This is a genomic window from Flavobacterium sp., from assembly GCF_035456085.1.
GTDB lineage: Bacteria > Bacteroidota > Bacteroidia > Flavobacteriales > Flavobacteriaceae > Flavobacterium.
Genome location: NZ_DATIDY010000065.1, coordinates 1 through 24325, shown reverse-complemented (window position 1 = coordinate 24325; position 24325 = coordinate 1). Strand labels below are relative to the sequence as shown.

The window sequence follows — 24325 nt, the reverse complement described above, 5'->3', positions numbered from 1 at the left end:
AAGACTCGCAGAGATTTTTTCTCTCAACGAATTCTCGTGTGGCTCAGTCTTTTATTTCTCATAGAATTTTTCTCTCTGCGTATCTCTGTGAAGTCTCCGTGTGACTCTGCGTAATAATTTTAAAAAAAAGCGGTGTTTAATTTATTCGATAATTTTATAAATTTTATCCGATAATCTAATTCTGAAAGGAACTTCAAAAGTAACTTTATCGCCAATCTTTGCAGTTGCAGTTTCGGCTCCGTTAACGATTATTTTATCCAAAACCAGTTCCTGATTTCCGGTAGTTGGTCCGGAGATTAAAATTTTGTCGCCAGCGTTCAATTCGTGATTTTCTAAAGTAAATTGTCCAATTTGCGCTTTCACATAATAATGTTCTGCTTTGCCAAGAAGCACTTTCTTAACTTTTACTTTCTGACGAATATCGGAAGGTTTTTGCTTCACTTGTTCGTTTACACTCAAGTCACCTGAATGTTTGAATTTCAGATTTTCGGATTTTCCTTTTCTGAAAACTTTGTTTCCAACTTGTTTCCCGGTTCTCAATCGAACTTGGTCAACCAAAGGCAGGTGAATAATATCAAGACATTCTGTAGAACAACAGTTTTCCATCGCGGCTTTGCATTCATCACATTGGATAAACAACAAATGACAGCCGTCGTTTTCGCAATTGGTGTGGTTGTCGCAAGGTTTTCCGCATTGGTGACATTGCGAAATAATATCATCGGTAATTCTTTCGCCAAGGCGGTTGTCAAACACAAAGTTTTTCCCAATGAACTTGCTTTCCAGACCTTCGGCTTCAATTTGTTTGGCATAATTAATGATTCCGCCTTCCAATTGAAAAACGTTTTTAAAACCTTGATGCTTAAAGTAAGCACTTGCTTTCTCGCAACGGATTCCTCCGGTGCAGTACATTACCAGATTTTTGTCTTCTTTATGGTTTTGAAGCTGTTCGTTGATGATTGGCAAACTCTCTCTAAAAGTTTCCACATCAGGAGTAATCGCACCTTTAAAATGCCCCACTTCACTTTCGTAGTGATTTCTAAAATCAACTACAATCGTGTTTGGGTCGTCCAGAATTTCATTGAATTCCTTGGCTTTCAAGTGAACGCCAATATTAGTTACATCAAAAGTGTCGTCGTTCAAACCGTCAGCAACGATTTTGTGGCGAACTTTGATAGTCAATTTCAAAAACGAATGATCATCATGCTCTACCGCTTCATTTAGGCGGATGCCTTTCATAAAATCATACACTTCCAGAGTCGCTCTAAAAGCTTCCAAATTTTCCTCAGGAATACTCATTTGGGCGTTGATTCCCTCGTGGGCAACATAGATTCTGCCCAAGGCATCGAGTGCGTTCAAGGCTAAAAATAAATCGTCGCGAAATTTTTTGGGATCTTGAATTTTGGCATACGCATAGAAAGACAACGTAAGTCGTTGTTTACCGGCATCATCAATCATGATGGCTCTTTCTTCTGCGCTTAAGGTGTTGTACAGTTGCATGCTATAAACAGTTTAAGTTGAGAAAAATATGTGTTGATTTCTGTTTTTAATAACGTATTCGAAATCGGGCGCAAAATTAGTGAACTTTTGCGGTTTTCAAACTGGAATTAGCGGAATATTGTGATTTGTGGGGTTTTGAATGTGGGGAATATTAATTTTTTGGAGCAGAAAGATTAGGAATTTTCAGGAAAGATTGGTCCCGCTATCCGTTGCAATCTTGTTGGCTGAACCCCAGCCAACAAGGATTTTCACTTCTATCGGGGCTAGTGTACAGGTTTAGTTTTTCAAAAGAAAATTCCTCAATTTGCGTAATAAAAAAACTTTCAACTCAATTTTGTCATTCCGACGAAGGAGGAATCTCAATTAGTATTCCTCAAACAGAGACAAATTTTCTACTTTGTAATTAGCATAATTGTCGACCTACTGAAGAATTATAGATCAGATAATGTGTAGGTGAAGTGATTGAGGAATTGTACTTGAAGATCCCTCATCCCATGGGTTATAATCTGTTTAAATTTTACGTCTTTCTTTCGTGGTTGAATGCAAAATTTTCAGCTTCCATTTTTTATTTTCTCTTATTAAAATTGCGGTTTCCATCCATACAATTACATATTGTTTCCCGTTGCCCGTAATGTCCGCTTGATTTTCATAGGTAATGCAGGTAATGTCCTTATTACTCACATCTTTGATAAACTTAAAGGAGTTGATACGTTTGTAATCTTTTGGCACTGTTTTTTTAAAGATAAGGTCAACGAATCGATATTCCACAATTTCGCATCTTCAACAATTATAATGTCTTCGGTGCAAAGTGATCGCAAATTAGCTTCATTCCTTTCCGATAAAGCCTGAAAAACTTTCGCAACAACATTGTGCTGTTCTGTAGCGCTTTGGGCTTTGGATTCAATCACTGATACTATTAATAAAAGTACGACTATTTTTTTCATAACATTGTCAATAGAGGGTTCATAGTGTATCTTGCGAATCTGTGCTTGAAACTAAATTCTAATTTTTTTTGATTCAACCGAATTCTCATAATCACAAAACTAAGGTTTATCGCCAAAATTGTTGTAGTAATTATTATGGTTATAGCATTTCAAAAGTTTATTAAAAGTCACAAATGTCTACCCAATTCAAGTTTAAATTTATTGCATGTTTTTTAAAAGCACTGTCCTTTACAATATTTTTGAGTTAAAAACCAAAGCTGATTTTTAATTGTCTCGATTCGACTGCTGTGTTAATCGATTTATTTGATGGCGCCCTATCGTGCAACATTGACGTCAAACTGTCCCAAATTCAGTAGTTTAATTAGACAGGTACTTCGGAGGCAATTTTAAGGTTTCGCTTTCTCTATCCCAGACCAAAGACAAAATTAACCACTTTCCATCTTGCTTTATCAATTGGATGGAGTTGATGCCTCGTCTAATAACTTTTCCATCTTTTCCCTCTATCGTTAATTCATAGGTGCTAAGGACATGCGCAATTTTGCCAAAAAATGTCAACTTTCCTTGCAAGCTCTCTCTCGTTTGAACTTAAAAGTTGGCCGGAACGAATACTACTTCGAATACTTTCTACGTATTGCTGTACCGTATAAGAAAAAGGCTTCTTGCCAAAGTTTGCAGTAAGCTTGCCTTCAGGAACAAAGACTATACTAAGACTATCGAGACGGACTAATGACGTATCAGAGAAGGACAGATATTTTAAAAATTTGTCAATGGTCTTACCGATTTCCCGCTGTTCGATTTCCTGACTATATGCCAAATGACTGCAAAAGAAAACCGCAAAAATTATAGCAAGTCTCATCTTAAAATATTTAATGTTCAAAAGCGAAAAGACTAATTATGCGTAAAGTTTATGTTATGATGGCTTGTTTTTTCGAAACGTATCACTACTTATATTACTTAAACTAAATTAAGAAATAAAACTTAAAATATAATTAATTAAAACAGTTTTTGTTCATATTCTGTGCTCGATAGGGATTGCCGTTAGTACAGCCATCAAACACTGCTATATTTTTATTCTTTGAGTCTGTCCAAATCTCATTTCTAGTAATTTATTAGAATAAGATTACGAAACTATTCCAGCTTTCGAGATGAATTTTGTGGAAGTATATGGAAGGATCATTTAATCAGCTTATCATTTGGTTGAATTTTCCCATTGTCATTGAATTTACCATTTTTCCCTTAATCCAATTCGATGATGGCAGGAGTTATTTTGGTGGCACCTCCAAATTATTTTTGACAGCACTAACCACTAAATCATCCACAGAAGTTGATCTACTAATATGTCCCAAAAGCGCTTCCAGATTTTCAGCACGCAAGGTATCGCGAACTTCAGAGCGGGCTTCGGCAATTTTAAGCGAAATGTTTTTGGCTTTTAAGTCCAAAACCAATTGTTTTAAAAAGCGAGCTCCTGCAATATCAATACGTGGAGAGGAATTGAGATCCAAAATTACCGCTTTGACTTTATCGGACTCGCTATTGATTTTTTCCCAGATTTGCTCTTTGATGTATTCGGTATTAAAATAAAATATGGACGATTCAATTCTAACAATCAATACCCCCTTAATACTTTCGTTGTCGGGATGGCGCTGTAAATCTGTATAACGCTTAGTTCCTGGAATTCTGCCCAAAAAGGCAACAGTAGGTTTAGACGTTTCTTTGATCAACAACAATAAAGTTACTATTGCAGCAAGCAACACGCCTGTTAGTATTCCCCAGATGAGTACACCGACGAGTGCAACCATTGCAACAGAAAATTCCTGTTTATCAATTTTATAAAGATGATTGATTTCGTCCAAATCAAAAAGTCCTCTAATGGATACCAACACAATCGAAGCCAAAATTACTGTTGGCAAACTTTGAAGAAAGCCTGTTAAAAACAACAGACAAAAAGCGATTGTACCCGAAGCAAACACTAACGACAGAGGAGTTTTTGCCCCCGCTGTATCGTTTACTGCAGATTGTGATAATCCTCCGGCAACAGGATAACCTTTCCCCAAAGCCACAGCGGCATTAGCGATTCCCAACGCTAATAATTCCTGTTGTGGATTTATAGTATATCCATTTTTTTGTGCCAATGTTCTTCCAGCCGAAACACTTTCGATATACGACAATAAAAAACAAGCCAAAGCCAAAGGAAGCACGCCATCAACATCTTTTATACCCAATGTTGGTAGATGAAACTCCGGCAACCCTGTCGGAATTACACCAACTGTCGAAAATCCATGATAAGCCAGATGTGTTGTCGAAATGAGTATAATAGACAAAATTACCACTAGTATTGCAATAGGTCTTCCGGGAAGTTTTTTTTCGGCGACAATTAGAATGATAATCGCACTAACTCCAAAAATAAAAACAGAGATATTAGTGTCTGGCAATTGCTGAAAGAGAGTAACAATTCGGTCTATAAAGTTTTCGCCTCCACCTTTTACACCAAAAAGTTTGGGTAATTGTGTCAGACCAATGGTTATTGCCGCTCCCGCCTTGAAACCAACCAAAACAGTCTCACTAATAAAATTGATAATTCCACTCAACCTCAATAAATAAGCCAGAATGGCTAGGCCTGAAAATACTAAACCTATAAGCGATGCAATATCAGCCCAACGCTGTACATCACCATGAGCCATTTCGGAAATTGAAGTACCAATTAATAAGGATATTGCCGATGTCGGCCCAATGGCTAATTGTTTACTTGTTCCCAAAATAGCATAAAACAAACCGCCAACCAAATATCCGTAAATCCCACACTGTGGAGGAAGTCCCGCTAAAGTAGCATACGCCATTGACACTGGAATGCCATAAGCCGCTAGTGTTATTCCAGCGATAAAATCTTTTTTTAAAATTCCAGTATTGTAATCTTTAATCCAAAATGTAATTGGGAATAATTTTGAGATCATAATTTAAGATACTATTTGGGGATTTAATCTTCCTCGTTTAATAAGGCTCTTTTTACTTCTTGCAATTCGACTATTTTTGCTTCACTTACTTTTGGATATTCTAATTCCAATTCTTCCATAGCTGTAATGATTGCAGAAGCGATTGCGATACGCGCATACGATTTATTATCAGCAGGAATTACATACCAAGGATTTTTCTTGGTCGAAGTGTTTTTTATCAATTCTTCGTAAGCATGCATATAATCATCCCAATATGCTCTCTCTTTGGCATCAGAGGCACTGAATTTCCAGTTTTTGTCTGGATTATCTACGCGTTCTATAAAACGCTTTTTCTGCTCATTTTTGGAAACATTAAGGAAGAATTTAATAACGATAGTTCCATTTCGATGCAAATATTTTTCGAAATTTCGAATGTCTTCAAATCGGTCTTCCCAAATATCTTTAGTAAATAATTTTTCCGGGAGTTTCTGGCTTTTTAGAATTTGCTCATGTACGCGAACGACCAAAACCTCTTCATAATATGAACGATTAAAAATGCCTATGCGTCCACGTTCAGGCAAATGTTTTTGGCAACGCCATAAAAAATCATGATCTAAATCCTCAGAACTTGGAGCTTTGAAAGAGAAAACCTGGCATCCTTGTGGATTTACACCAGACATAACATGCTTGATTGCGCCATCTTTTCCAGCTGCGTCCATCGCCTGAAAAATAAGAAGAACCGACCATTTATCTTGTGCATAGAGTATATCCTGCATTGTTGCCAAGGCCTTAACACCAAGTTGCAATGTTTGGTCCACGAATATTTTTCCTTCACCACCTAAATTAAAACTGGCTTTAGTTTCATAATCCTTCAGCTTAAAACCAGCACCATCGCCAACATTATATTGTTTCGAAAATTTTTTAGCTTTTTGAATTAATTCCTTTTTGCTTAAAGAATTTAAGTCGATTTGGTTTTCCTCTAAGTCATTCTGTTCTTTCTTGTTGGATTTTGACATAATTTCTGAATTTAGTGTTAATGGAAATGATTATGATTACGACTTTCTTTTAAGAAATTTGATTAACTAATTTAGTGAAAAAATCATTTGCAAGGATTACATATAAAAAAAACGTTATTTTTTTTGGAAGAATGTGTTTAATAATGAGCGATTTATGACATACTTTTTAAAATCCAAATAATGCTCTCAGAGATTTAATTTTACCTTTTTAGATTGTCAGTTTCAAAGCCCTCAAATGACTAGGAAATCTTAAAAAGCAAGATCAAACTAGTAAAAGATGAAGTTTTTACCTAAAATTAAGTGCCCGAATATTTTGGTTTGGTCTACTATGCAGCAGTTTATTTTGAAACGATTTTAGAATACACTTTGGGGGTATTCTTTGCTTTTTCCTTTTCAGATCAAATGCTGAAATTCTTGCTTTATCTTTTGCAAAACTTGAATGTTTAAGAATATTCCTGTCTTTTAAATATCCAAATGAAACAGAGGATTTTAAGAATTATAAAATTTTTAATTAAGCCAAATTTTGAAAAAACAAAATATGCATCTTTTTAGTAATTATTTAGAAATTATTCATACCATTTTTGTAATTTAGGCAAGGTAAAAGGTTTATACTCAATTTTTTTGTAGCTATTAATATTAAAATTAATTTTATGAATGGATTTAAAAAGAATAAAAATTTATTTTTTGTTTTAGTTGTTTTCACCAGTTTTTTTACTTCCTGTAAAAAAGAGGTTGCCCCAGAAGCGAAGCCCTTAGAAATTCCAGTTGTAAAAGTAGCACAGCAAGATGTCAGACTCGAATCTGAATTTACTGGACAAACTTTTGGCCAATCAGACATCCAGATAAACCCAAGGGTCGATGGCGTAGTTGAAAGTCTAAATTTTAAAGAAGGCAGTGTTGTAAAAAAAGGAGAATTGCTATATACGATCGATCCATTACCTTACCAAGCCAAATTACATGAGGCAGAAGGAGCACTATCTGAAGTAGAAGCAACAATGGCAAAAACCAAATCAGATTATAACATGATGGTGCCATTGGCCAAAATGAATGCGGTAAGTCAAAGAGAATTAATAGCTGCAAAATCAGCTTATAATGCCTCAGTAGCTTCATTAAAAGCGGCAAAAGGAACTTTAACAAACGCAAGAATAGAATTAGGCTATTGCAGAATCACAGCTCCAATCACAGGATTGATAGGAATATCAAAAGTAAGAGTTGGAGATTATGTGAGACCAGGTGCAACTACAGTTTTAAATACAATATCAGATTTAGGAGATGTAAGAGTTCGTTTTACAATGAGTGAGCAGGAATATCTACGTATTTTCAGAGAAATCACTAAGAAAGATTCAGATTTAGTAGGCGCTGGAAAATCAGTCTCATTAATATTATCAGATGGTTCTGTCTATCCAGAAACAGGTAAAATCAGTTTTACTGACAGACAAATAGACCCAACGACAGGAGCTGTAACATTTGAGGCAGCGTTTTCAAATCCAAACAGATTATTGCGTCCGGGACAATTTGTGAAAGCCAAAGTGGTTACAGATGTCCGCAAAAATGCATTACTTATACCTCAACGTTCTGTAATAGAAATGCAAGGTGTTTTTCAAGTATTTGTAGTTGACAATGCTAATAAAGTAGATTTGAAAATAATTCAAGTCGGACCATCATACAAAGATTCTTACATAGTTACTGATGGATTAACAGCTAATGACAAAGTAGCAATGGGGGGCACCTCCTTATTAAAAAGCGGAAGTGTAATAACTCCCAAAATTACAGACTGGACACCAGGCAAAGCAGAAAATTAGTCAGAACTAAATAATTAATTTAGAAACATTTTTTATGGGAGAATTTTTTGTTCGAAGACCAATTGTAGCAATTGTAATTAGTATCATTACCGTGATATTGGGATTACTTGCATTACAAAAAACACCGATATCGCAATATCCAGATATTAATCCGCCCGTTGTAAAAATCACAACAACTTTTACAGGAGCAAATGCTCTAAATGTTGAGCAAGCGGTAGCAACTCCAATTGAACAAAAAGTAAATGGAGTTGAGCAAATGCTTTACATTAAATCAACTAATACTTCTGATGGGGCTTGTACCATTGAGGTAACATTTGACGTAGGAACCAATTTGGATAATGCCAATATGCTTACCCAAAACCGTCAGGCACAATCAGCTCCTTTTATGCCCTCGAGTGTGAAACAACAAGGGGTTGTGGTAAAAAAATCATTGTCATTCCCAATGATGTTATTTACCCTTACGTCCAACAATCCGAAGTATGATACTAAATTTTTAAATAATTATGCCAATATCAACATTGTTGACCAATTAGCCCGTATCAAAGGAGTTGGGGAAGTTTCGCTTTTTGGTGGTAGTGATTATTCTATGAGAATTTGGTTGAAGGCTGATTTAATGAGCAAATTAGGCATTACTGTTGATGATGTCAAAAATGCCTTGAACGCACAAAACATGATTAGTCCCGGTGGAAAATTTGGTGCCGAACCAGCTCCACAGGGAACACATTTCACTTATGGAGTTACTTTACAAGATCGTTTGGTTACCGAGAGTGAGTTTGGTAAAATTGTTGTAAAAAGTAAAACAGATGGATCCGAAGTACTTTTAAGTGATATCGCAAGAATCGAATTAGGTACTGAAAATTATAGTTCAAATGCCCGCAGAAATGGAAGTCCTGCTGCAGCAATTACAGTATTCCAAATGCCAGGAAGTAACGCTTTGGAAGTTGCACAATTGGCAAAAGCGGCTATGAAAAAAATGTCTGAAAAATTCCCGAAAGACATTGTTTATCAGGAATCGTTAGACACTACACTTGCTATTACTGCAGGTGTAGATGATATTGTTCACACCTTATTTGAAGCTGTATTATTGGTTATTCTAGTAGTATTTATTTTCCTTCAAAATTGGAGAGCGACATTAATTCCGCTTATTACAGTACCCGTTTCATTGATTGGAACCATTGCGGTTTTCCCAATGTTAGGATTTTCTATCAACACTTTATCGTTATTAGGTTTAGTACTTGCAATTGGTATTGTTGTGGATGATGCGATTGTGGTTGTAGAAGCAGTAATGCATCATATTGAACATGGAAAAACGCCACGAGAAGCCACAGTTCAGGCGATGCGTGAGGTTTCGGGACCAGTAATTGCAATTGCGCTTATTTTGATTGCAGTATTTGTACCGGTTGCGATGACACCAGGTATTACAGGTCGTTTTTACCAACAATTTGCTATCACGATTGCCGTCTCGGTTGCCTTCTCGGCATTTAGTGCATTGTCATTAAGTCCCGCGTTATGTGCTATGTTGCTAAAACCATCAAAACCTCTAGATCAACAGAAAGGCTGGCTTGCCAAATTCTTTGTGGGGTTCAATAACATCTTTGAGAAAGTAACAGATAAGTATTTACATGGAGCTACCTTTTTTGCTAAAAAAGCAATGCGTATTGTTGTTTTATTGGTTGTAATTTTAGTTGCAGTTGTATTTTTAGGAAAAGGAATTCCACCAGGTTTTATTCCCGAAGAGGATCAGGGATATATACTGATAAATATTCAGTTACCTCCGGCATCTTCATTGCAACGAACTGATGAAATTTCGAAGAAAGTAGATAGTTTCTTAAAAGAAGAAGAATCCATTTTGTCGTATTCTACCATCAATGGATTTAGTATGCTTACAAACTCTTACCAACCAAATAATGCTTTCATTTTCATTTCATTAAAACCTTGGGAAGAAAGACATGAAACAGCAAAACAACTGGTAGATAGATTGAATAAAAGATTAGCTACACAAATTACAAATGCTACTGCTTTTGCCTTTGGACCGCCTGCGATTCAAGGTTTGGGAGCTTCGGCTGGTTTTAGTTTGATGTTACAAGATAGAGGAGGAAATTCGGCTCAATATTTAGCACAACAAACTCAAGCATTTATTGCAGCTGCTCAAAAACGTCCTGAGATAAAAAGAATTTATACCACTTTCAATGCCGGTACACCGCAAATCAAGCTTGACATTGATAATGAAAAAGCAATGAAATTAGGAGTTCCTGTTTCGAAAGTTACTGAAGTATTGGGAGCATTTTTAGGAGGAAGTTATGTAAATGACTTTAACCGTTTTGGTCGTCAATATAAAGTGTATTTACAAGGAGAAGCAGTAGACCGATTGAGTCCTACCAATTTAAATAACATTTACGTTAGAAATAATGCTGGCGAAATGTTACCGGTGTCGACTTTAGTTACAGCGACCAAAGTTGCTGGACCAGATTTTACCAATCGTTTAAATTTATTTAGATCAGCAGAAATTGGTGGAAGTCCAAATGACGGCTACAGTAGCGCGCAAGCTTTGGATGCTTTAGAACAAGTTGCCAAAGAAACTTTACCTGCTGATATGAGTTATGATTATATCAACTTGTCTTATCAGGAGAAACATTCACCAGGAGGAGGAACGGTGTTTTTAATGGCCTTAGTTTTTGTGTTTTTAATTCTTGCTGCACAATACGAAAGTTGGAAACTTCCTTTTAGTGTATTACTTGGAGCACCTTTTGCTGTATTTGGAGCCTTTTTAGGATTGTTTTTGGCACGTTTAGGTAGCGATGCGTATGTGAATAACGTTTTTGCCCAAATTGGACTCGTATTACTGATTGGACTCGTTGCAAAAAATGCCATTTTGATTGTAGAATTTGCCAAAGAAGAATACGAAAAAGGAAAACCACTGTACGAATCAGCAATGGTAGCAGCAAAACTTCGTTTCCGTCCAATCTTAATGACAGCTTTTGCCTTCATACTTGGTGTTGTTCCGTTGCTTACTGCAACTGGTGCAGGTTCTCAAGCCCGTATCGTTATGGGAATGGCGGTATTCAGCGGAATGTTAATAGCTACAGTTCTTGGGGTTTTAATTGTGCCGGGTTTATTTGTAATGATTGAAAACATCGGCAAAAAAAAGAATGAAGAAGTGGTAGCAATTGAAAATAATATGGATTCAAAAACTACGCAACATGATGAATAAATGTAAAATAATAATAATTATTCTTACTCTTGCAATACTTCCTGCAGGTTGTTTGGTAGGACCGAAATATACAAAACCAGAAGATCAAGCTGCTGCTAACTTTCAACACGGAGTGGTAAATCCAGATACTTTGGCTTCTGTAGTTAATATCAAATGGTTTGATCTTTTTAATGATGATGTTTTAAAAAACTTAATTACTACAGGACTGGAAAATAATTATGACTTAAGAATTGCACTAGCCCGAATAGAAAGATCCAGAGCAGAACTAGGATATTCTAAAGCTGATTTATTGCCTGCGGTAGGTTATAATGCTTCCGTAAATAGTAATAAAAAAGCTTTCGTGCCCTCTAATGCATCTGCTTCGCTTTCATGGGAATTGGACTTTTGGGGCAAAATTCGTCATGAAAACAGAGCCCTTCAAGATGAATTAATAGCTAGTGATGAGGGACGCAAAGTAATCCTTTCTAATTTAGTAAGTGATATTGCAGTTTCCTATTTTCAGCTTCGTGATTTAGATAATCGTTTAGTGATTTCACAAAATACCTATGAGTCCCGAAAAAAAGCATTTGACCTTATTAATCAAAGATTTCAAGGTGGCTATGTTTCTGAAGTAGATAAACTACAAATTGAACAACAGGTTGCAATTGCTGAAGCGACAATTCCTGCTATTCAACGTCAAATAACACAAGTTGAAAATAACATCTCAATATTGCTTGGTCAGGCTCCCGCTCCTATCCCACGCGGAAAAACCAATATGGAACTTGAGATTGCCAATGAGTTACCCGTTTCAATTCCATCTATTCTGTTACGTAACAGACCAGACGTGAATGAAGCTGAAAGATTGTATATGGCCGCCAATGAGAGAATCGGTGTTGCGCAGGCGATGCGTTTTCCTTCATTCAATATAGGTGCTATAGCTGGTTTTGCCAGCAACGAATTGAGTACTTTATTTGATGGCTCTTCTTATTTACAAAATGCCACTGCATCAGTTACCGGTCCTATTTTTAACTTTGGGAAAAATAGACGCCGCGTTGAGATTTATCGCCAAATTGCTGAGGAATCTCGATTGAATTATCAAAAAACATGTATTGTCGCTGTTGCCGAAGTGGAACAATCTTTGCAAAATGTAAGAACCTACAAAGAAGAGTTAATAGCAAGAAACAAACAAGTAATTGCCGCAAGAAAAAATTTAGAATTATCTCAAGCAAGATATTATAATGGTTATGTTTCTTTTTTAGAGGTTCTTGAAATTGAACGTTCTCTATTTGATGCCGAATTAAGTCTTTCTGAGTTAACACAAAACCAATTAAGTTCTACAATTCTATTGTACAGAGCTTTAGGTGGAGGCTGGAATTAATTCTTTTTATTGTATAAAACAAGAAATCCGTTCAAGATTTGAGCGGATTTCTCGTTTATAGTAATCACATTTCAAATGTTTATTTCGAGTACTTTATTTTGTCATTATCAAAGCTAAAGGCGCTGAAATTAAAATCAATTTGGACAGCTATTTTCAGCATAAATAAAAAACTAAAAACCCATCAGGTTTCAAAGTCTGATGGGTTTTTATTGATATTAGAATCTATTGATAGCTACCAGATTTTTACTCTATTTGCAGGCTCAACGTACATAGCATCACCAGGTTTTATAGAAAACGCATCATAAAAAGCATCAACGTTTTGCAATGGTACATATCCTCTGTACATTCCTGGTGAATGTGGATCAGTTTTTACAAGACTTTTGATTGCTTCATCTCGCATTTTGGTACGCCAAACAGTTCCCCACGAAATAAAGAAACGTTGTTCTGGAGTGAACCCGTCAATTAGAGCAGGTCTTCCATTTTCTTTCAAGTACAATTGCAATCCATCATAAGCCGCATTTACTCCACCCAAGTCTCCGATATTTTCACCAAGTGTAAATTTACCATCAACATGAATTCCTGGCAAAGGTTCAAGAGCGCTGTATTGATTGGCTAGTGCTGTTCCTAATGCGGTAAATTGTTTTAAATCTTCGGCAGTCCACCAATCTACTAAATTTCCATCAGCATTGAAACGCGCTCCTGAATCGTCAAATCCATGAGAGATTTCGTGTCCAATCACTGCTCCGATGCCGCCGTAGTTTACTGCTTCATCTGCTTGATAGTTATAAAATGGTGGTTGCAAAATTGCTGCTGGAAACACAATTTCATTAAAAGATGGATTGTAGTATGCATTAACTGTTTGCGGAGACATATGCCATTGGGTTTTATCCACTGGTTTTGATAAATCTTCAATATCTTTTTGGTGATTCCAAAGTGCAATATTTTTTTCATTTTCAAAATAACTACCTCCTTCAGATGGACTTTTTAGTACTAGTTTCGAATAGTCCTTCCATTTGTCTGGATATCCAACTTTTATAGAAATTTTGTTTAGTTTTTCAATCGCCTTAACTTTTGTTTCAGCCGACATCCAAGGCAAATTATTAATTCTGATTTCGTAAGCTCTAACTATATTTTTGATCATTTTTTCCGCTTTTACTTTCGCTTCAGCTGGAAATAATTTTTCTACATATAATTTTCCTAAAGCTTCACCAGTAGCGCCATTTACGACCGATAAGGCTCTTTCGTCAATAGGTCTTTGTTTTGTTGTACCTGTTAAGGTTTTTCCATAAAAGTCAAAAGCTACTGCTTCAATTTGTGTAGATAACAAATTATCTGAATCATTCAACAATGTCCATTTCATATATTCTTTCCAGTCTTCTACTTTGTTTTCTTCAAAAATAGTTTGTAGGGCTTTCATATAACGTGGCTGAGCGACATTTAAATTGTCCAAATTCTTGATTCCAATACCTTCAAAGTAATTTTTCCAGTTAATGGCTGGTACCATTTTCTGCAAATCAGCAATGTTTGTCGGATTATTTTGCAATCTGGCATCTCTTCTTTCCACTCTGTCCAATCTAGGTTTTGACATTGCGGTTTCTAATGCCAAGATCTTATTTGCACTTTCGCTTGCCTGTTTTGGATTTTCACCAATGAACTGAAGCATTCGGGCAACGTGCAGTACATATTTTTCTCTTTTCTCTTTGGAATCTTTATCATCAGAAACATAATAATCTCTGTCTGGCAATCCCAAAGCTCCCAAACCAAGATTCACTATGTTTTTGTTGCTGTCTTTTTTATCTGCTCCTACATAAATTCCAAAAAATCCAATTCCGCCAATTGGTTCCATTTCGATCAATAATTTTTGCAAATCATCAACATTTTTCACTTTATCTATTTTTGCTAAATAAGGTTTTAATGGCGCAATTCCCTGTTTATTTCTGGCAACAGTATCGAGAATTGATTTATAAAGACCGATTACTTTCCCTTGATCAGTATTCGATTTATATTTCGGATTTTTAGAAGCTTCATTCAAAATTGCCAATGCATCCTCGTCAGTTTTTTTACGAAGTTCATTAAAAGAACCCCAAGTTGTTCTGTCACTTGGAATTTCGGTTTTTCCTAACCAAGTTCCATTTACAAATTGGAAAAAGTTCTCTGATGGCTTAATCTTTGAATCCATATAGGAAAGATTAATTCCAGGTTCTTTTTGAATGGTTGAGTTCTGCGCTTGACTTACCGTGATTCCCAAAAGTGTTGAAATCACAAAAAAACCATATTTGGCATTTGTTTTTTTCATTATATACAATGATTTAGTTACTATCCAAATATATTGATATTTTCACAAAAAAGATAATTTTCTTTAGTTTTTAAACATTAGCGTTAAATTAGTGTAGAAGACGTTTACTTTTGTAATTTTGTTTCAAATTAAAAAGAATATAAGTGGTGGTCATAGCTTTAAGGCTTCCAAAGAAAAATATATAACTTCACATGAAATCATTTTTTAAAAAGTATCGAACCTACACAATTGTCGTTTTGCTTTTTTCTATTACTACTTTATATTTATTTTATTCAGCATTAAAACCAAGTAAAACATTACCAATCTATAATCCTGCCGATGTAAATCCAGAATTAGTTGACAGTACCGTTCAATACGTTAGCAAATACCACACTATCGCTGACTTTGCCTTTACAAATCAAAATGGAAAAACGATTACTCAAAAGGATTACGAAGGAAAAGTATACGTAGCCGATTTTTTCTTTACTACATGTGGTTCTATATGTCCCAAAATGACAACCAATTTAGTCGATGTGCAAAAAGCAATCAAAAACAACCCACAAGTCAAATTACTTTCTCTTACCGTTTTCCCAGAAACAGATAGTGTTCCCGCATTAAAAGCTTATGCCAAAAAATATGGTGTTATTGATAGCAAGTGGAATTTAGTCACCGGAGACAAAAAAGAAATTTACACTATGGCCAGAAAATCATATTTGGCTGTAAAAATGGGAAGACCTGAACAATTGTACGACATGGTTCATACCGAAAATTTTGTTTTAGTCGATCAAAAGAAGAGAGTTCGTGGTTTTTATGATGGTACAAAAAAGGAAGAAATTCAACGATTAATTGATGATATTAATTGGCTTTGTGAGAATGAAAAAAATGACTAAATCTGATAATTATCAATCATAATTATAAATAAAAAATGTACTTTTGCAATCTTAATTCAATCTAAATAAGTTTTGCAAACAACGATACATTCTCTCAAAAAAGGTCAAAAGGCCATCATTCTTGACTTTGATATCGATTTAATCCCATTAAAACTACTAGAAATGGGATGTTTGCCAGGAAATGACGTTGAATTACTTCAAATAGCTCCGTTTGGTGACCCTTTATATTTAAACGTTAATGGCTCACATCTTGCCATTCGAATTGAAACAGCCAAACTTATTGAAGTAGAACTCATTAAAAATACAGAAAAATGAGTTTAAAAAACATTAATGTTGCTTTAATTGGAAATCCTAATGTAGGGAAAACTTCAGTATTTAATCAACTTACGGGTTTAAATCAGCAAGTTGGTAATTATCCCGGAATTACTGTGGAGAAAAAAATGGGTTTTTGCAAATTGCCCAATAATGTCAAAGCCAATATTCTCGATTTACCGGGAACTTATAGTTTAAACGCCAGTTCTATTGACGAAAGCGTGGTAATTGAGCTTTTGCTGAATAAAAATGACCGTTTGTATCCAGACGTGGCATTGGTTGTAACCGATGTTGAAAATCTGAAACGGAATTTACTTCTTTATACACAAATTAAAGACCTTGAAATTCCCACTATTTTAGTCATAAATATGGCTGATAGAATGGAATCAAAAGGGATTACACTTGATATTCCTTATCTGGAAGAACATTTAAAAACCAAAATAGCTTTGGTTAGTTCCAGAAAAGGACACGGAATTGAAGAATTGAAAAACTTAATTGTAAGTTATAAAACCATTTCTTCAGAACCTTGTTTGAATGCTTCGGTAATTGACCCAGCTTATTTCGAAAGTCTTCGTAACGCTTTCCCAAATCAGTTGTTATATAAATTATGGTTGGTTATAACGCAAGATGTTAACTTTTTGAATTTAGAAAGAAATGAAATCCGAAGCTCGTTTACTAAATCACATTCAGATTTGAAACGTTTGCAGCAAAAAGAAACTATCAAAAGATATCAGTTTATCAATAATGTTTTAAAAGAAGGATTAAAAGTTGATTCTAGCGTTGCCAAAGATTTCCGCAGTAAACTTGATCGAGTCCTTACTCACAGAATATGGGGTTATTTGATTTTCTTCGCGATTTTGTTTGTGATTTTTCAATCTATTTTTGAGTGGTCTAAAATTCCAATGGATTTTATAGATAGTTCTTTTGCAAGTTTAAGCACATTAGCGAGCCAGCATTTGCCTACAGGAATGTTGACTAATTTAATTTCGGAAGGAATAATACCTGGAATTGGCGGTATTTTGATATTTATACCTCAAATTGCTTTTCTGTTTTTATTCATTTCGATACTTGAAGAAAGCGGTTATATGAGTCGTGTGGTTTTTTTAATGGACAAAATTATGCGCCGATTTGGACTATCTGGTAAGAGTGTTGTGCCTTTAATTTCTGGGACAGCCTGTGCGATTCCGGCGATTATGGCAACTAGAAATATAGAAAACTGGAAAGAACGCTTGATAACTATTTTGGTAACTCCGTTCACAACTTGTTCTGCTCGATTACCAGTTTATGCCATTATCATTGGGTTGGTTATTCCTGATACCTATGTTTTTGGGATTTTAAACTTGCAAGGATTAACCTTAATGCTTTTGTATGTTATTGGTTTTGGAACGGCAATATTTTCTGCCTATATTCTGAATCTTATTTTGGATGTAAAAGGCAAAACTTTCTTTGTAGTAGAAATGCCGAATTATAAATTGCCAATGTTCAAGAACGTTGCGATTAATGTAATCGAAAAAACAAAGGCTTTCGTTTCTGGAGCTGGAAAAATCATTCTGGCAATATCAATTATTTTATGGTTTTTGGCTTCTTATGGGCCAGGAAGACAATTTAAAGAAGCTGAAAAAATAGTATTAGAAAATTCCAAAGGACATCCATTAACGACCACCGAATTTAATAATGCTGTTGCTTCACAAAAACTAGAAAATTCATACATCGGTTTGATGGGGAGAGGTATCGAACCTGTTATTTCACCTTTGGGTTATGACTGGAAAATTGGTATTGCTATTATTAGCTCATTTGCAGCGAGAGAAGTGTTTGTTGGAACTTTGGCAACCATTTACAGTGTGGGTGCCGCAGATAATGAATCTACCATCAAAAGTAAAATGGCCGAAGAAGTAAATCCTGTAACAGGAGAAAAAATTTTCAACTTTGCATCAGGCATTTCTTTGTTGATGTATTATGCTTTTGCAATGCAATGTGCCAGTACGCTAGCAATAACTAGAAAAGAAACCAATTCCTGGAAATGGCCTGCTGCACAATTAGCTTTCATGAGTATATTAGCCTATGTGGTTGCGTTAATTGCTTTTCAAATTCTAAAATAAAGAGTTATGATTCAGGAAATAATCGCTTTTGGTATACTTGGAATCGCAGTTGCTTTTTTGATTCGAAAGTTTTTCTTCAAAAAAAAATCAAAGAAGGACTGTGGAAATGGTGACTGCGGTTGCAGTTAGCGGATTTCTCAGCATCAAATAATTTTTACCGCAAGATTCATAGTTGTTTAAAAATCATTGAATCTGCGGTAATTTTTTTTGCAATTAAAAAACTAAATTCTGTTAACAAATATATTTTGTTCAGTTTTTTATCTTAAATTTATGTCATTAATATTCAATCCCTTAATTTCTAAAATCAGATTCCTATGAAAAAAGTGTTTAGTAAAGGATTAATTGTATCGAGTGTATTGTTATTATTGATTTCCTGTAAAAAAGAAGAACCCGCAACAACAGCAACAACAGCAACAACAGAAGCCATTGATATTAATAAAATCAAGGAAGAAATTCAAGCCAAAGAAACTGAATTTGCTGACACTTATAATTCTGGCGTAATGAAACAAATAGGATACTTTGCAGATGATGCAATAACCTATCCGCAAAACAGCCAACCAATAACAGGCAAAGAAGCCATAATAGAATATTTGAAAATCCGTGTTGATTCTGGTACAAAAGGCAGAAAAATTGCATTTACAACCAATGAGGTGTTTGTTGCAAAAAGCGGTGAACAAGTAGTCGAATTAGGAAGTTATACAGTAACTGACTCTACAAAAACTATTGTAAACTCAGGAAATTACATGACATTATTCATTAAAAAAGATGGTAAATATTATAGCCTAAGAGACATGAGCGCTTCGAATTTGCCAAACTAATAGAACGCATCATCACTACTAAAAAAGGGTCCCAGAACAAAATTTTGGAACCTTTTTTATTTGATATTATTTTTCAAAACACAATCTAAAAATATTCAAATTGTATTTGTATTTGTAGAGATGCACTGCAGTGCATCTCTACAATGCATCTCTACAATGTGCATCTTTACAATGATCATCACTCCGTTTGACAGAAAGCCTTTTAAATAATTTTATCCATAAAAAACCCTGACAAACAAAACATTTATCAGGGTCTATTTTTTCAAATAAAGGCTAGCTTAACGTCTTCTTCCGCCGCCGCCGCTAAAACCTCCACCACCGCCGCCTCTAAAACCGCCACCGCCACCGCCGGAACGGTAACTTCCTCCTCCAAAACTGGAACCACTTGAACGGGAACTCATATTGGAAGTAGATGGTCTTGATGATGACCTATTGCTAGAACTTCTATCGCTTGTGGAAGCCGAAGGTCTATTAGAAGATGAATTATTTCTACCAGCCTCACGCGTTGATGCCATATTTCGGTTACTATTACCGATATTATTATTGTTTCGATTATTACCGATATTATTATTTCGGTTATTGTTATTTCCTATATTATTTCTGCTATTATTTATATTATTATGCGAAACTCTGTTTGAGGTGTTTCTATTAAAATTATTATAATTATTATGACTATGGTGATTAACATAAACATTCGTGTTATGATATCCATAACCGCCACCATGATAATGGTAATGATTGTGACGATAAATCCCTACTGCCATAACAGTGGCAAATCCAAACCAAGGTGGATAAAATCCATAATAATACGGTGGATAATAAGGAACATAAGCTGGTGAGTACACATATTGTACTATAGGAGCCTGTTCAACGACCACAGTTGTGGTTGAGGCTGGTACATTAACCGTAACCGGATTGCTACCTGTATAACCTGGATTGGCAGTTACACCTGCATTTCCGGTCTTACTTGGTTCTACAATATAATCCTTACCATATAAGTCCTTGTCACCAACAATTTGCATCGAAATCTTTTTGTTCTTGTCTTTAGAAACATAAATTACGGCAACGTCCTGAGTTTCTTTTTTATCTATTGGGTCTCGAAGAATAAAGGTAAAATCATCACCATCTTTCTTGGTCTCCACTTTGATAAAATCAACCTTTTTGTCATCGTTCAAATCCAAGTTATTGATTTTATTTTTCGAGTCATTTAATGACTTCTCAAAGTCTTCAATAGTTTTGGACTTTTGAAAAAGATCCAATACAGCATACAAATCCAAATTGTCTCCTGGCAAACCCAATTCACCAGCAGATTCGTCTGTCTGGGCAAAAGCACTTACACCAGAAAGACTCATTATTATAACTAAAATTTTTAAAAATCGCATTTTCATATCAGTTTGATTTTAAAATAAACAATTCAGTAAATATGTTAAATTAGAGGAATCTTAATAGCTGTTAATCAGCATTTACACAAATATAGGAAAGAAAACTTATAAATTCTTCCTTATTCAAGATTTATCTATATAGCTAATAAATCAAAAACTGTGCCTAAAACCAAACCCCACGGATTGCGTGGGGTTTGGGATAATAAAATGGAAGTAAAAGAGATGATTAAACCACTTTTACAAATAAATTACTCGCGATTTTATTTGATATCGTCAATTCTTGGTTATTGACCTTAATCTTTACCGACAAATCAAAGATTTCTTTGGCAACAACATCTATTTTAGTTCCTAAACCAATTTGCTGTTTGTCCAAATATTTTAGAAAATCAGAAGAATTGTCTTTTACACCAACACAAATTCCCGATTGATTTGCATGTAATTCTGATACTAATTGTTTTTCAATTGTAATAATTCTTCCGTGAGCATCTGGAATTGGATCTCCGTGCGGATCTTCAGTAGGATTTCCAAGAAAATCATCTAGTTTATTGATTAGCTTTTCCGATTTAATGTGTTCCAATTGTTCTGCAATATCATGAACTTCATCCCACGAAAAATCTAGTTTTTCGACCAAAAAAACTTCCCACAAACGATGTTTTCGCACAATCATCTTTGCGGCAAGTTTTCCGTTATCAGTCAGTGAAACCCCTTGATATTTTTTATAATTGACTAAATCTTTTTCAGCTAATTTTTTGAGCATATCCGTTACAGATGAAGCTTTTGTTTCCATCATTTCGGCGATAGCATTGGTACTTATCTCACCATCAAGACTAATTGTGAGGTGATATATAGATTTTAGATAATTTTCTTCAGAGAAAGTCATTTTTTTAAGTTTCTAAGTTTCTGAGATTCTAAGTTTCTAAGTTAAAGGATATCAAAAAACCTTAGAAACTTAGCAACTCAGTATCTTAGAACTATTTTTTTACAATCAGCAAAGGTATTGCAATTTTATGTCTCAAACGGTCAACAGTAGTTCCAAAAAGTAAATCTTTCAATCCTACATGTCCGTGAGTTCCCATAATTAGTATATCAAAATTACCTTTATTGACTAATTTCGGAATCACTCTATTAGGCCTTCCAAATCCTAAAACTGTTTCGACATGAAATCCTTTTTCCTTTAGCATTGATTTGTATTCCAACAATAAAGTCTCGTCAATTGTAGTTTCGTGATCGTCAATTTGTTTTCCATAAAACATCGCTCCAACTGATTCTACAATATGAATTAAAGTATAATTAGCTTCTTTGCCACCAATTTTGAAGGCATGATTAAGAGCATTTTCATCGGCTACCGAAAAATCGACTGTTATGGCGATATTTTTATTATCATAAATTGCCGTTTCAGTAAATTTCAAATGCATATCGTGTGGAGAATGATTATTGATATTTAATTTTGCTTTTGAAACGAAAGGTTTTATAACGATATAAAGCAACAATATTAAAAACCCAATAGCCAAAGGTACAACCGTTAACCATAGAACAATTGGATTATTCGATGTTTCCAGCCATCCCTGTATTTCTGAATATACTAATTTAGCATTCAAGGAAACGATGATAGTTGCTATTAACCAAGCAGCAATTTGAGTTAATGTCCCAATGTGATGCCCTTTCATTTTGGATTTATCACTCACAAAATGAATTAATGGTATAATGGCAAAACCCAATTGCAAACTCAAAACAACTTGACTAAACACCAAAAGTTTTCCTGTAACACTTTCTCCATAAATTAAAATTACAACTACAGCAGGAACAATTGCAATTAATCGGGTAAGAATGCGGCGCACCCAAGGCTGAATTCTTAAATTCAAATAACCTTCCATTACAATTTGACCCGCCAATGTTCCAGTAACTGTCGAGCTTTGTCCCGCTGCAATTAAAGCAACAGCAAATAAAATAGAAGCCCATTTGGTTCCTAGCAAAGGCTGTAGAAAGCGATAAGCGTCCTGGATTTCTGCAACTTCGTGCATTCCGTTTTTGAAAAAGGTGGCGGCGGCCAAAATCAAAATCGCTGCATTAACCAAAAAAGCCAGATTTAAAGCGATAGTTGAATCGATTAAATTGTACTTTATCGCTTGCTTGATTCCTTGATCTGTGCGACTGAATTTTCTCGTTTGTACTAAAGACGAATGGAGGTATAAATTATGAGGCATAACTGTAGCTCCGATAATTCCTATCGCGATATAAAGTGCTGATTCATTTGGCAAAGATGGAATCAAACCATAAAGTACTTTGCCCATTTCTGGTTGGGCAAATATCATTTCGAAAATGAATGACAATCCAATAATCATTACCAATGCAATGATGAAAGCTTCCATTTTTCGGATTCCTTTATTGATTAGAAAAAGCAACAAAAAAGTATCCAAAACGGTTATCATAACAGCTTCAATCAATGGAATTCCAAACAATAAATTGATACCAATTGCCATTCCTAAAACTTCGGCAAGATCACACGCCGCTATAGCAATTTCGGCAAGAAAATATAGAATATAATTAATCGATTTAGAATACGTTTCCCTTGAGGCTTGCGCCAAGTCGCGCTGTGTTACAATTCCCAGGCGAGCGCTCAGACTTTGCAGTAGCAATGCCATTAAATTGCTCATTAGCAAAACCCATAGCAACGCATACCCAAACTGGCTTCCACCGGCAATATCTGTAGCCCAGTTGCCCGGATCCATATAACCAACACTTACTAAATATGCGGGACCCAAAAAAGCAAATAGCCTTTTGAAAACTGATTTTTTATTCTGTGTAGCAACCGATTGGTGTACTTCTTCAAGAGAATTACTCATAGTAAAAAATATTTAAAACAAATATATAAAAATATATTTATATTAATAAAATATTATTTTTAGATTTGTCTAAAAATAATATAACAAATTAGAAATGAAATATTTCAGCACATTCATAATACTATTCACAGCAGGAATCGGGAATTGTTTTGCACAAGATTTGCCAAGCATCGAGACCGACCGCCCAGATCAAACAGAAAGTCCAGCAATTGTTCCCAAAAATTATTTTCAATTTGAAAATGGATTCTCTTATGAGAAAACTGATAATCATTCGAACGAATATGTAATTCCTTCCACGCTAACTAAATTTGGAATTAATGATCATTTGGAACTTCGCTTGATAACTGAATTTATGATAGCGAATGATAATGAACAGAAAATAACTGGCATCGCTCCCGTTTTGATTGGATTTAAAACACGCCTTTTTGAAGAAAAAGGAATTATTCCATTAACATCATTTATTGCACATTTAAGTTTGCCCAAATTAGCTTCTAAAAACTTTAAAACAGATTACTATGCTCCTGAATTTCGATTTACAATGCAGCATACACTTAGCGATAAACTGTCTTTAGGCTATAATCTTGGTGCCGAATGGGACGGAATAACTCCAGAGCCTACTTTTATTTACACGATAACTTCGGGATTTAAATTCTCTGAAAAAGTAAATGGTTATATCGAATTATATGGTTTTATTCCTCAACTTCAAAAAGCAGATCATCGGTTCGATGCAGGATTGAATTATTTATTAAACCCAAATCATCAACTGGACATTTCGGGTGGTTTTGGTTTATCTGAAACTTCCCCAGACTATTTTGTAGCTCTAGGATATTCGTTTCGATTTAAAATATAAAACAACAGACATAACTGTAAGGATTTAGCAATCAAACAATAACAAAACTTTATAATTCAAATTAAATTGTTGTAACTAAACTTTGTAACTTTGTACTTC

18 protein-coding genes are annotated in these 24325 nt (G+C 34.9%); 9 read left to right on the top strand and 9 right to left on the bottom strand.

Annotation, left to right across the window (positions count from 1 at the left end):
- Window positions 1-141: 141 nt before the first annotated feature.
- From trhO to VLC96_RS05300, 5 genes are all read right to left on the bottom strand, one after another.
- Window positions 142-1497: an oxygen-dependent tRNA uridine(34) hydroxylase TrhO gene (trhO, locus tag VLC96_RS05320; RefSeq protein ID WP_325261122.1), complete on the bottom strand. Its 1356-nt coding sequence runs from the start codon at window positions 1495-1497 to the stop codon at window positions 142-144.
- A 677-nt stretch (window positions 1498-2174) separates the two neighbouring features.
- The gene (locus VLC96_RS05315; protein WP_325261121.1) at window positions 2175-2441 is read right to left on the bottom strand and encodes a hypothetical protein; all 267 of its coding nucleotides are present in this window, start codon (window positions 2439-2441) and stop codon (window positions 2175-2177) included.
- A 520-nt stretch (window positions 2442-2961) separates the two neighbouring features.
- Window positions 2962-3297 carry a hypothetical protein gene (locus VLC96_RS05310; RefSeq protein ID WP_325261120.1) on the bottom strand — a complete coding sequence of 112 codons (336 nt, stop codon included), beginning with the start codon at window positions 3295-3297 and terminating at the stop codon, window positions 2962-2964.
- 406 nt (window positions 3298-3703) lie between these two features.
- Window positions 3704-5392: a SulP family inorganic anion transporter gene (locus VLC96_RS05305; RefSeq protein ID WP_325261118.1), complete on the bottom strand. Its 1689-nt coding sequence runs from the start codon at window positions 5390-5392 to the stop codon at window positions 3704-3706.
- 23 nt (window positions 5393-5415) lie between these two features.
- On the bottom strand, window positions 5416-6387 hold the full coding sequence (locus VLC96_RS05300) for a polyphosphate kinase 2 family protein (protein ID WP_325261116.1): 972 nt from the start codon (window positions 6385-6387) through the stop codon (window positions 5416-5418).
- Window positions 6388-7037: 650 nt separating this feature from the next.
- On the opposite strand from VLC96_RS05300, the gene VLC96_RS05295 reads away from it, so the two are divergent.
- From VLC96_RS05295 to VLC96_RS05285, 3 genes are read left to right on the top strand one after another with little or no spacing between them, the layout of a single operon-like run.
- On the top strand, window positions 7038-8189 hold the full coding sequence (locus tag VLC96_RS05295; RefSeq protein WP_325261115.1) for an efflux RND transporter periplasmic adaptor subunit: 1152 nt from the start codon (window positions 7038-7040) through the stop codon (window positions 8187-8189).
- 34 nt (window positions 8190-8223) lie between these two features.
- A complete protein-coding gene (locus VLC96_RS05290) occupies window positions 8224-11400 on the top strand; it encodes an efflux RND transporter permease subunit (RefSeq protein WP_325261114.1) in 3177 nt (1058 codons plus the stop codon).
- The gene (locus tag VLC96_RS05285; protein WP_325261113.1) at window positions 11390-12757 is read left to right on the top strand and encodes an efflux transporter outer membrane subunit; all 1368 of its coding nucleotides are present in this window, start codon (window positions 11390-11392) and stop codon (window positions 12755-12757) included. The genes VLC96_RS05290 and VLC96_RS05285 overlap by 11 nt, the downstream gene beginning before the upstream one ends.
- Window positions 12758-12989: 232 nt before the next feature.
- Here VLC96_RS05285 and VLC96_RS05280 read toward each other — a convergent pair whose 3' ends face one another.
- Window positions 12990-15053, bottom strand: coding sequence for a M13 family metallopeptidase (locus VLC96_RS05280; protein ID WP_325261112.1), 2064 nt, complete (start codon window positions 15051-15053; stop codon window positions 12990-12992).
- A 191-nt stretch (window positions 15054-15244) separates the two neighbouring features.
- Between VLC96_RS05280 and VLC96_RS05275 the strand changes: the two genes are divergently transcribed.
- The 5 genes from VLC96_RS05275 (at window position 15245) to VLC96_RS05255 (ending at window position 19151) form a co-directional block, all read left to right on the top strand.
- Complete coding sequence (locus VLC96_RS05275; protein WP_325261111.1) at window positions 15245-15922, top strand: SCO family protein; 678 nt, start codon at window positions 15245-15247, stop codon at window positions 15920-15922.
- Between the two features lie 72 nt (window positions 15923-15994).
- The gene (locus VLC96_RS05270) at window positions 15995-16237 is read left to right on the top strand and encodes a FeoA family protein (protein ID WP_325261109.1); all 243 of its coding nucleotides are present in this window, start codon (window positions 15995-15997) and stop codon (window positions 16235-16237) included.
- The gene (feoB, locus tag VLC96_RS05265) at window positions 16234-18333 is read left to right on the top strand and encodes a ferrous iron transport protein B (protein WP_325261107.1); all 2100 of its coding nucleotides are present in this window, start codon (window positions 16234-16236) and stop codon (window positions 18331-18333) included. The genes VLC96_RS05270 and feoB overlap by 4 nt, the downstream gene beginning before the upstream one ends.
- 6 nt (window positions 18334-18339) lie before the next feature.
- Window positions 18340-18462, top strand: coding sequence for a FeoB-associated Cys-rich membrane protein (locus tag VLC96_RS05260; RefSeq protein WP_325261106.1), 123 nt, complete (start codon window positions 18340-18342; stop codon window positions 18460-18462).
- Window positions 18463-18647: 185 nt separating this feature from the next.
- Window positions 18648-19151: a YybH family protein gene (locus VLC96_RS05255; protein ID WP_325261104.1), complete on the top strand. Its 504-nt coding sequence runs from the start codon at window positions 18648-18650 to the stop codon at window positions 19149-19151.
- Between the two features lie 278 nt (window positions 19152-19429).
- On the opposite strand, the gene VLC96_RS05250 is transcribed toward VLC96_RS05255, so the two are convergent.
- The 3 genes from VLC96_RS05250 to VLC96_RS05240 form a co-directional block, all read right to left on the bottom strand.
- The gene (locus tag VLC96_RS05250; protein WP_325261103.1) at window positions 19430-20539 is read right to left on the bottom strand and encodes a hypothetical protein; all 1110 of its coding nucleotides are present in this window, start codon (window positions 20537-20539) and stop codon (window positions 19430-19432) included.
- Between the two features lie 220 nt (window positions 20540-20759).
- A complete protein-coding gene (locus VLC96_RS05245; RefSeq protein WP_325261101.1) occupies window positions 20760-21413 on the bottom strand; it encodes a metal-dependent transcriptional regulator in 654 nt (217 codons plus the stop codon).
- A gap of 91 nt (window positions 21414-21504) precedes the next feature.
- On the bottom strand, window positions 21505-23376 hold the full coding sequence (locus tag VLC96_RS05240) for an Nramp family divalent metal transporter (protein ID WP_325261099.1): 1872 nt from the start codon (window positions 23374-23376) through the stop codon (window positions 21505-21507).
- A 94-nt stretch (window positions 23377-23470) separates the two neighbouring features.
- Between VLC96_RS05240 and VLC96_RS05235 the strand changes: the two genes are divergently transcribed.
- Window positions 23471-24226 (top strand): transporter, encoded by a 756-nt coding sequence (locus VLC96_RS05235; RefSeq protein ID WP_325261097.1) that lies wholly within the window; start codon window positions 23471-23473, stop codon window positions 24224-24226.
- The last annotated feature ends 99 nt before the right edge of the window (window positions 24227-24325 follow it).

What these genes read in the sequence shown, in the direction of transcription:
- trhO (WP_325261122.1), bottom strand. Translation starts at nt 1,497, where the DNA reads ATGCAACTGTACAACACCTTAAGCGCAGAAGAAAGAGCCATCATGATT.
- VLC96_RS05315 (WP_325261121.1), bottom strand. Translation starts at nt 2,441, where the DNA reads ATGAAAAAAATAGTCGTACTTTTATTAATAGTATCAGTGATTGAATCC.
- VLC96_RS05310 (WP_325261120.1), bottom strand. Translation starts at nt 3,297, where the DNA reads ATGAGACTTGCTATAATTTTTGCGGTTTTCTTTTGCAGTCATTTGGCA.
- VLC96_RS05305 (WP_325261118.1), bottom strand. Translation starts at nt 5,392, where the DNA reads ATGATCTCAAAATTATTCCCAATTACATTTTGGATTAAAGATTACAAT.
- VLC96_RS05300 (WP_325261116.1), bottom strand. Translation starts at nt 6,387, where the DNA reads ATGTCAAAATCCAACAAGAAAGAACAGAATGACTTAGAGGAAAACCAA.
- VLC96_RS05295 (WP_325261115.1), top strand. Translation starts at nt 7,038, where the DNA reads ATGAATGGATTTAAAAAGAATAAAAATTTATTTTTTGTTTTAGTTGTT.
- VLC96_RS05290 (WP_325261114.1), top strand. Translation starts at nt 8,224, where the DNA reads ATGGGAGAATTTTTTGTTCGAAGACCAATTGTAGCAATTGTAATTAGT.
- VLC96_RS05285 (WP_325261113.1), top strand. Translation starts at nt 11,390, where the DNA reads ATGATGAATAAATGTAAAATAATAATAATTATTCTTACTCTTGCAATA.
- VLC96_RS05280 (WP_325261112.1), bottom strand. Translation starts at nt 15,053, where the DNA reads ATGAAAAAAACAAATGCCAAATATGGTTTTTTTGTGATTTCAACACTT.
- VLC96_RS05275 (WP_325261111.1), top strand. Translation starts at nt 15,245, where the DNA reads ATGAAATCATTTTTTAAAAAGTATCGAACCTACACAATTGTCGTTTTG.
- feoB (WP_325261107.1), top strand. Translation starts at nt 16,234, where the DNA reads ATGAGTTTAAAAAACATTAATGTTGCTTTAATTGGAAATCCTAATGTA.
- VLC96_RS05260 (WP_325261106.1), top strand. Translation starts at nt 18,340, where the DNA reads ATGATTCAGGAAATAATCGCTTTTGGTATACTTGGAATCGCAGTTGCT.
- VLC96_RS05255 (WP_325261104.1), top strand. Translation starts at nt 18,648, where the DNA reads ATGAAAAAAGTGTTTAGTAAAGGATTAATTGTATCGAGTGTATTGTTA.
- VLC96_RS05250 (WP_325261103.1), bottom strand. Translation starts at nt 20,539, where the DNA reads ATGAAAATGCGATTTTTAAAAATTTTAGTTATAATAATGAGTCTTTCT.
- VLC96_RS05245 (WP_325261101.1), bottom strand. Translation starts at nt 21,413, where the DNA reads ATGACTTTCTCTGAAGAAAATTATCTAAAATCTATATATCACCTCACA.
- VLC96_RS05240 (WP_325261099.1), bottom strand. Translation starts at nt 23,376, where the DNA reads ATGAGTAATTCTCTTGAAGAAGTACACCAATCGGTTGCTACACAGAAT.
- VLC96_RS05235 (WP_325261097.1), top strand. Translation starts at nt 23,471, where the DNA reads ATGAAATATTTCAGCACATTCATAATACTATTCACAGCAGGAATCGGG.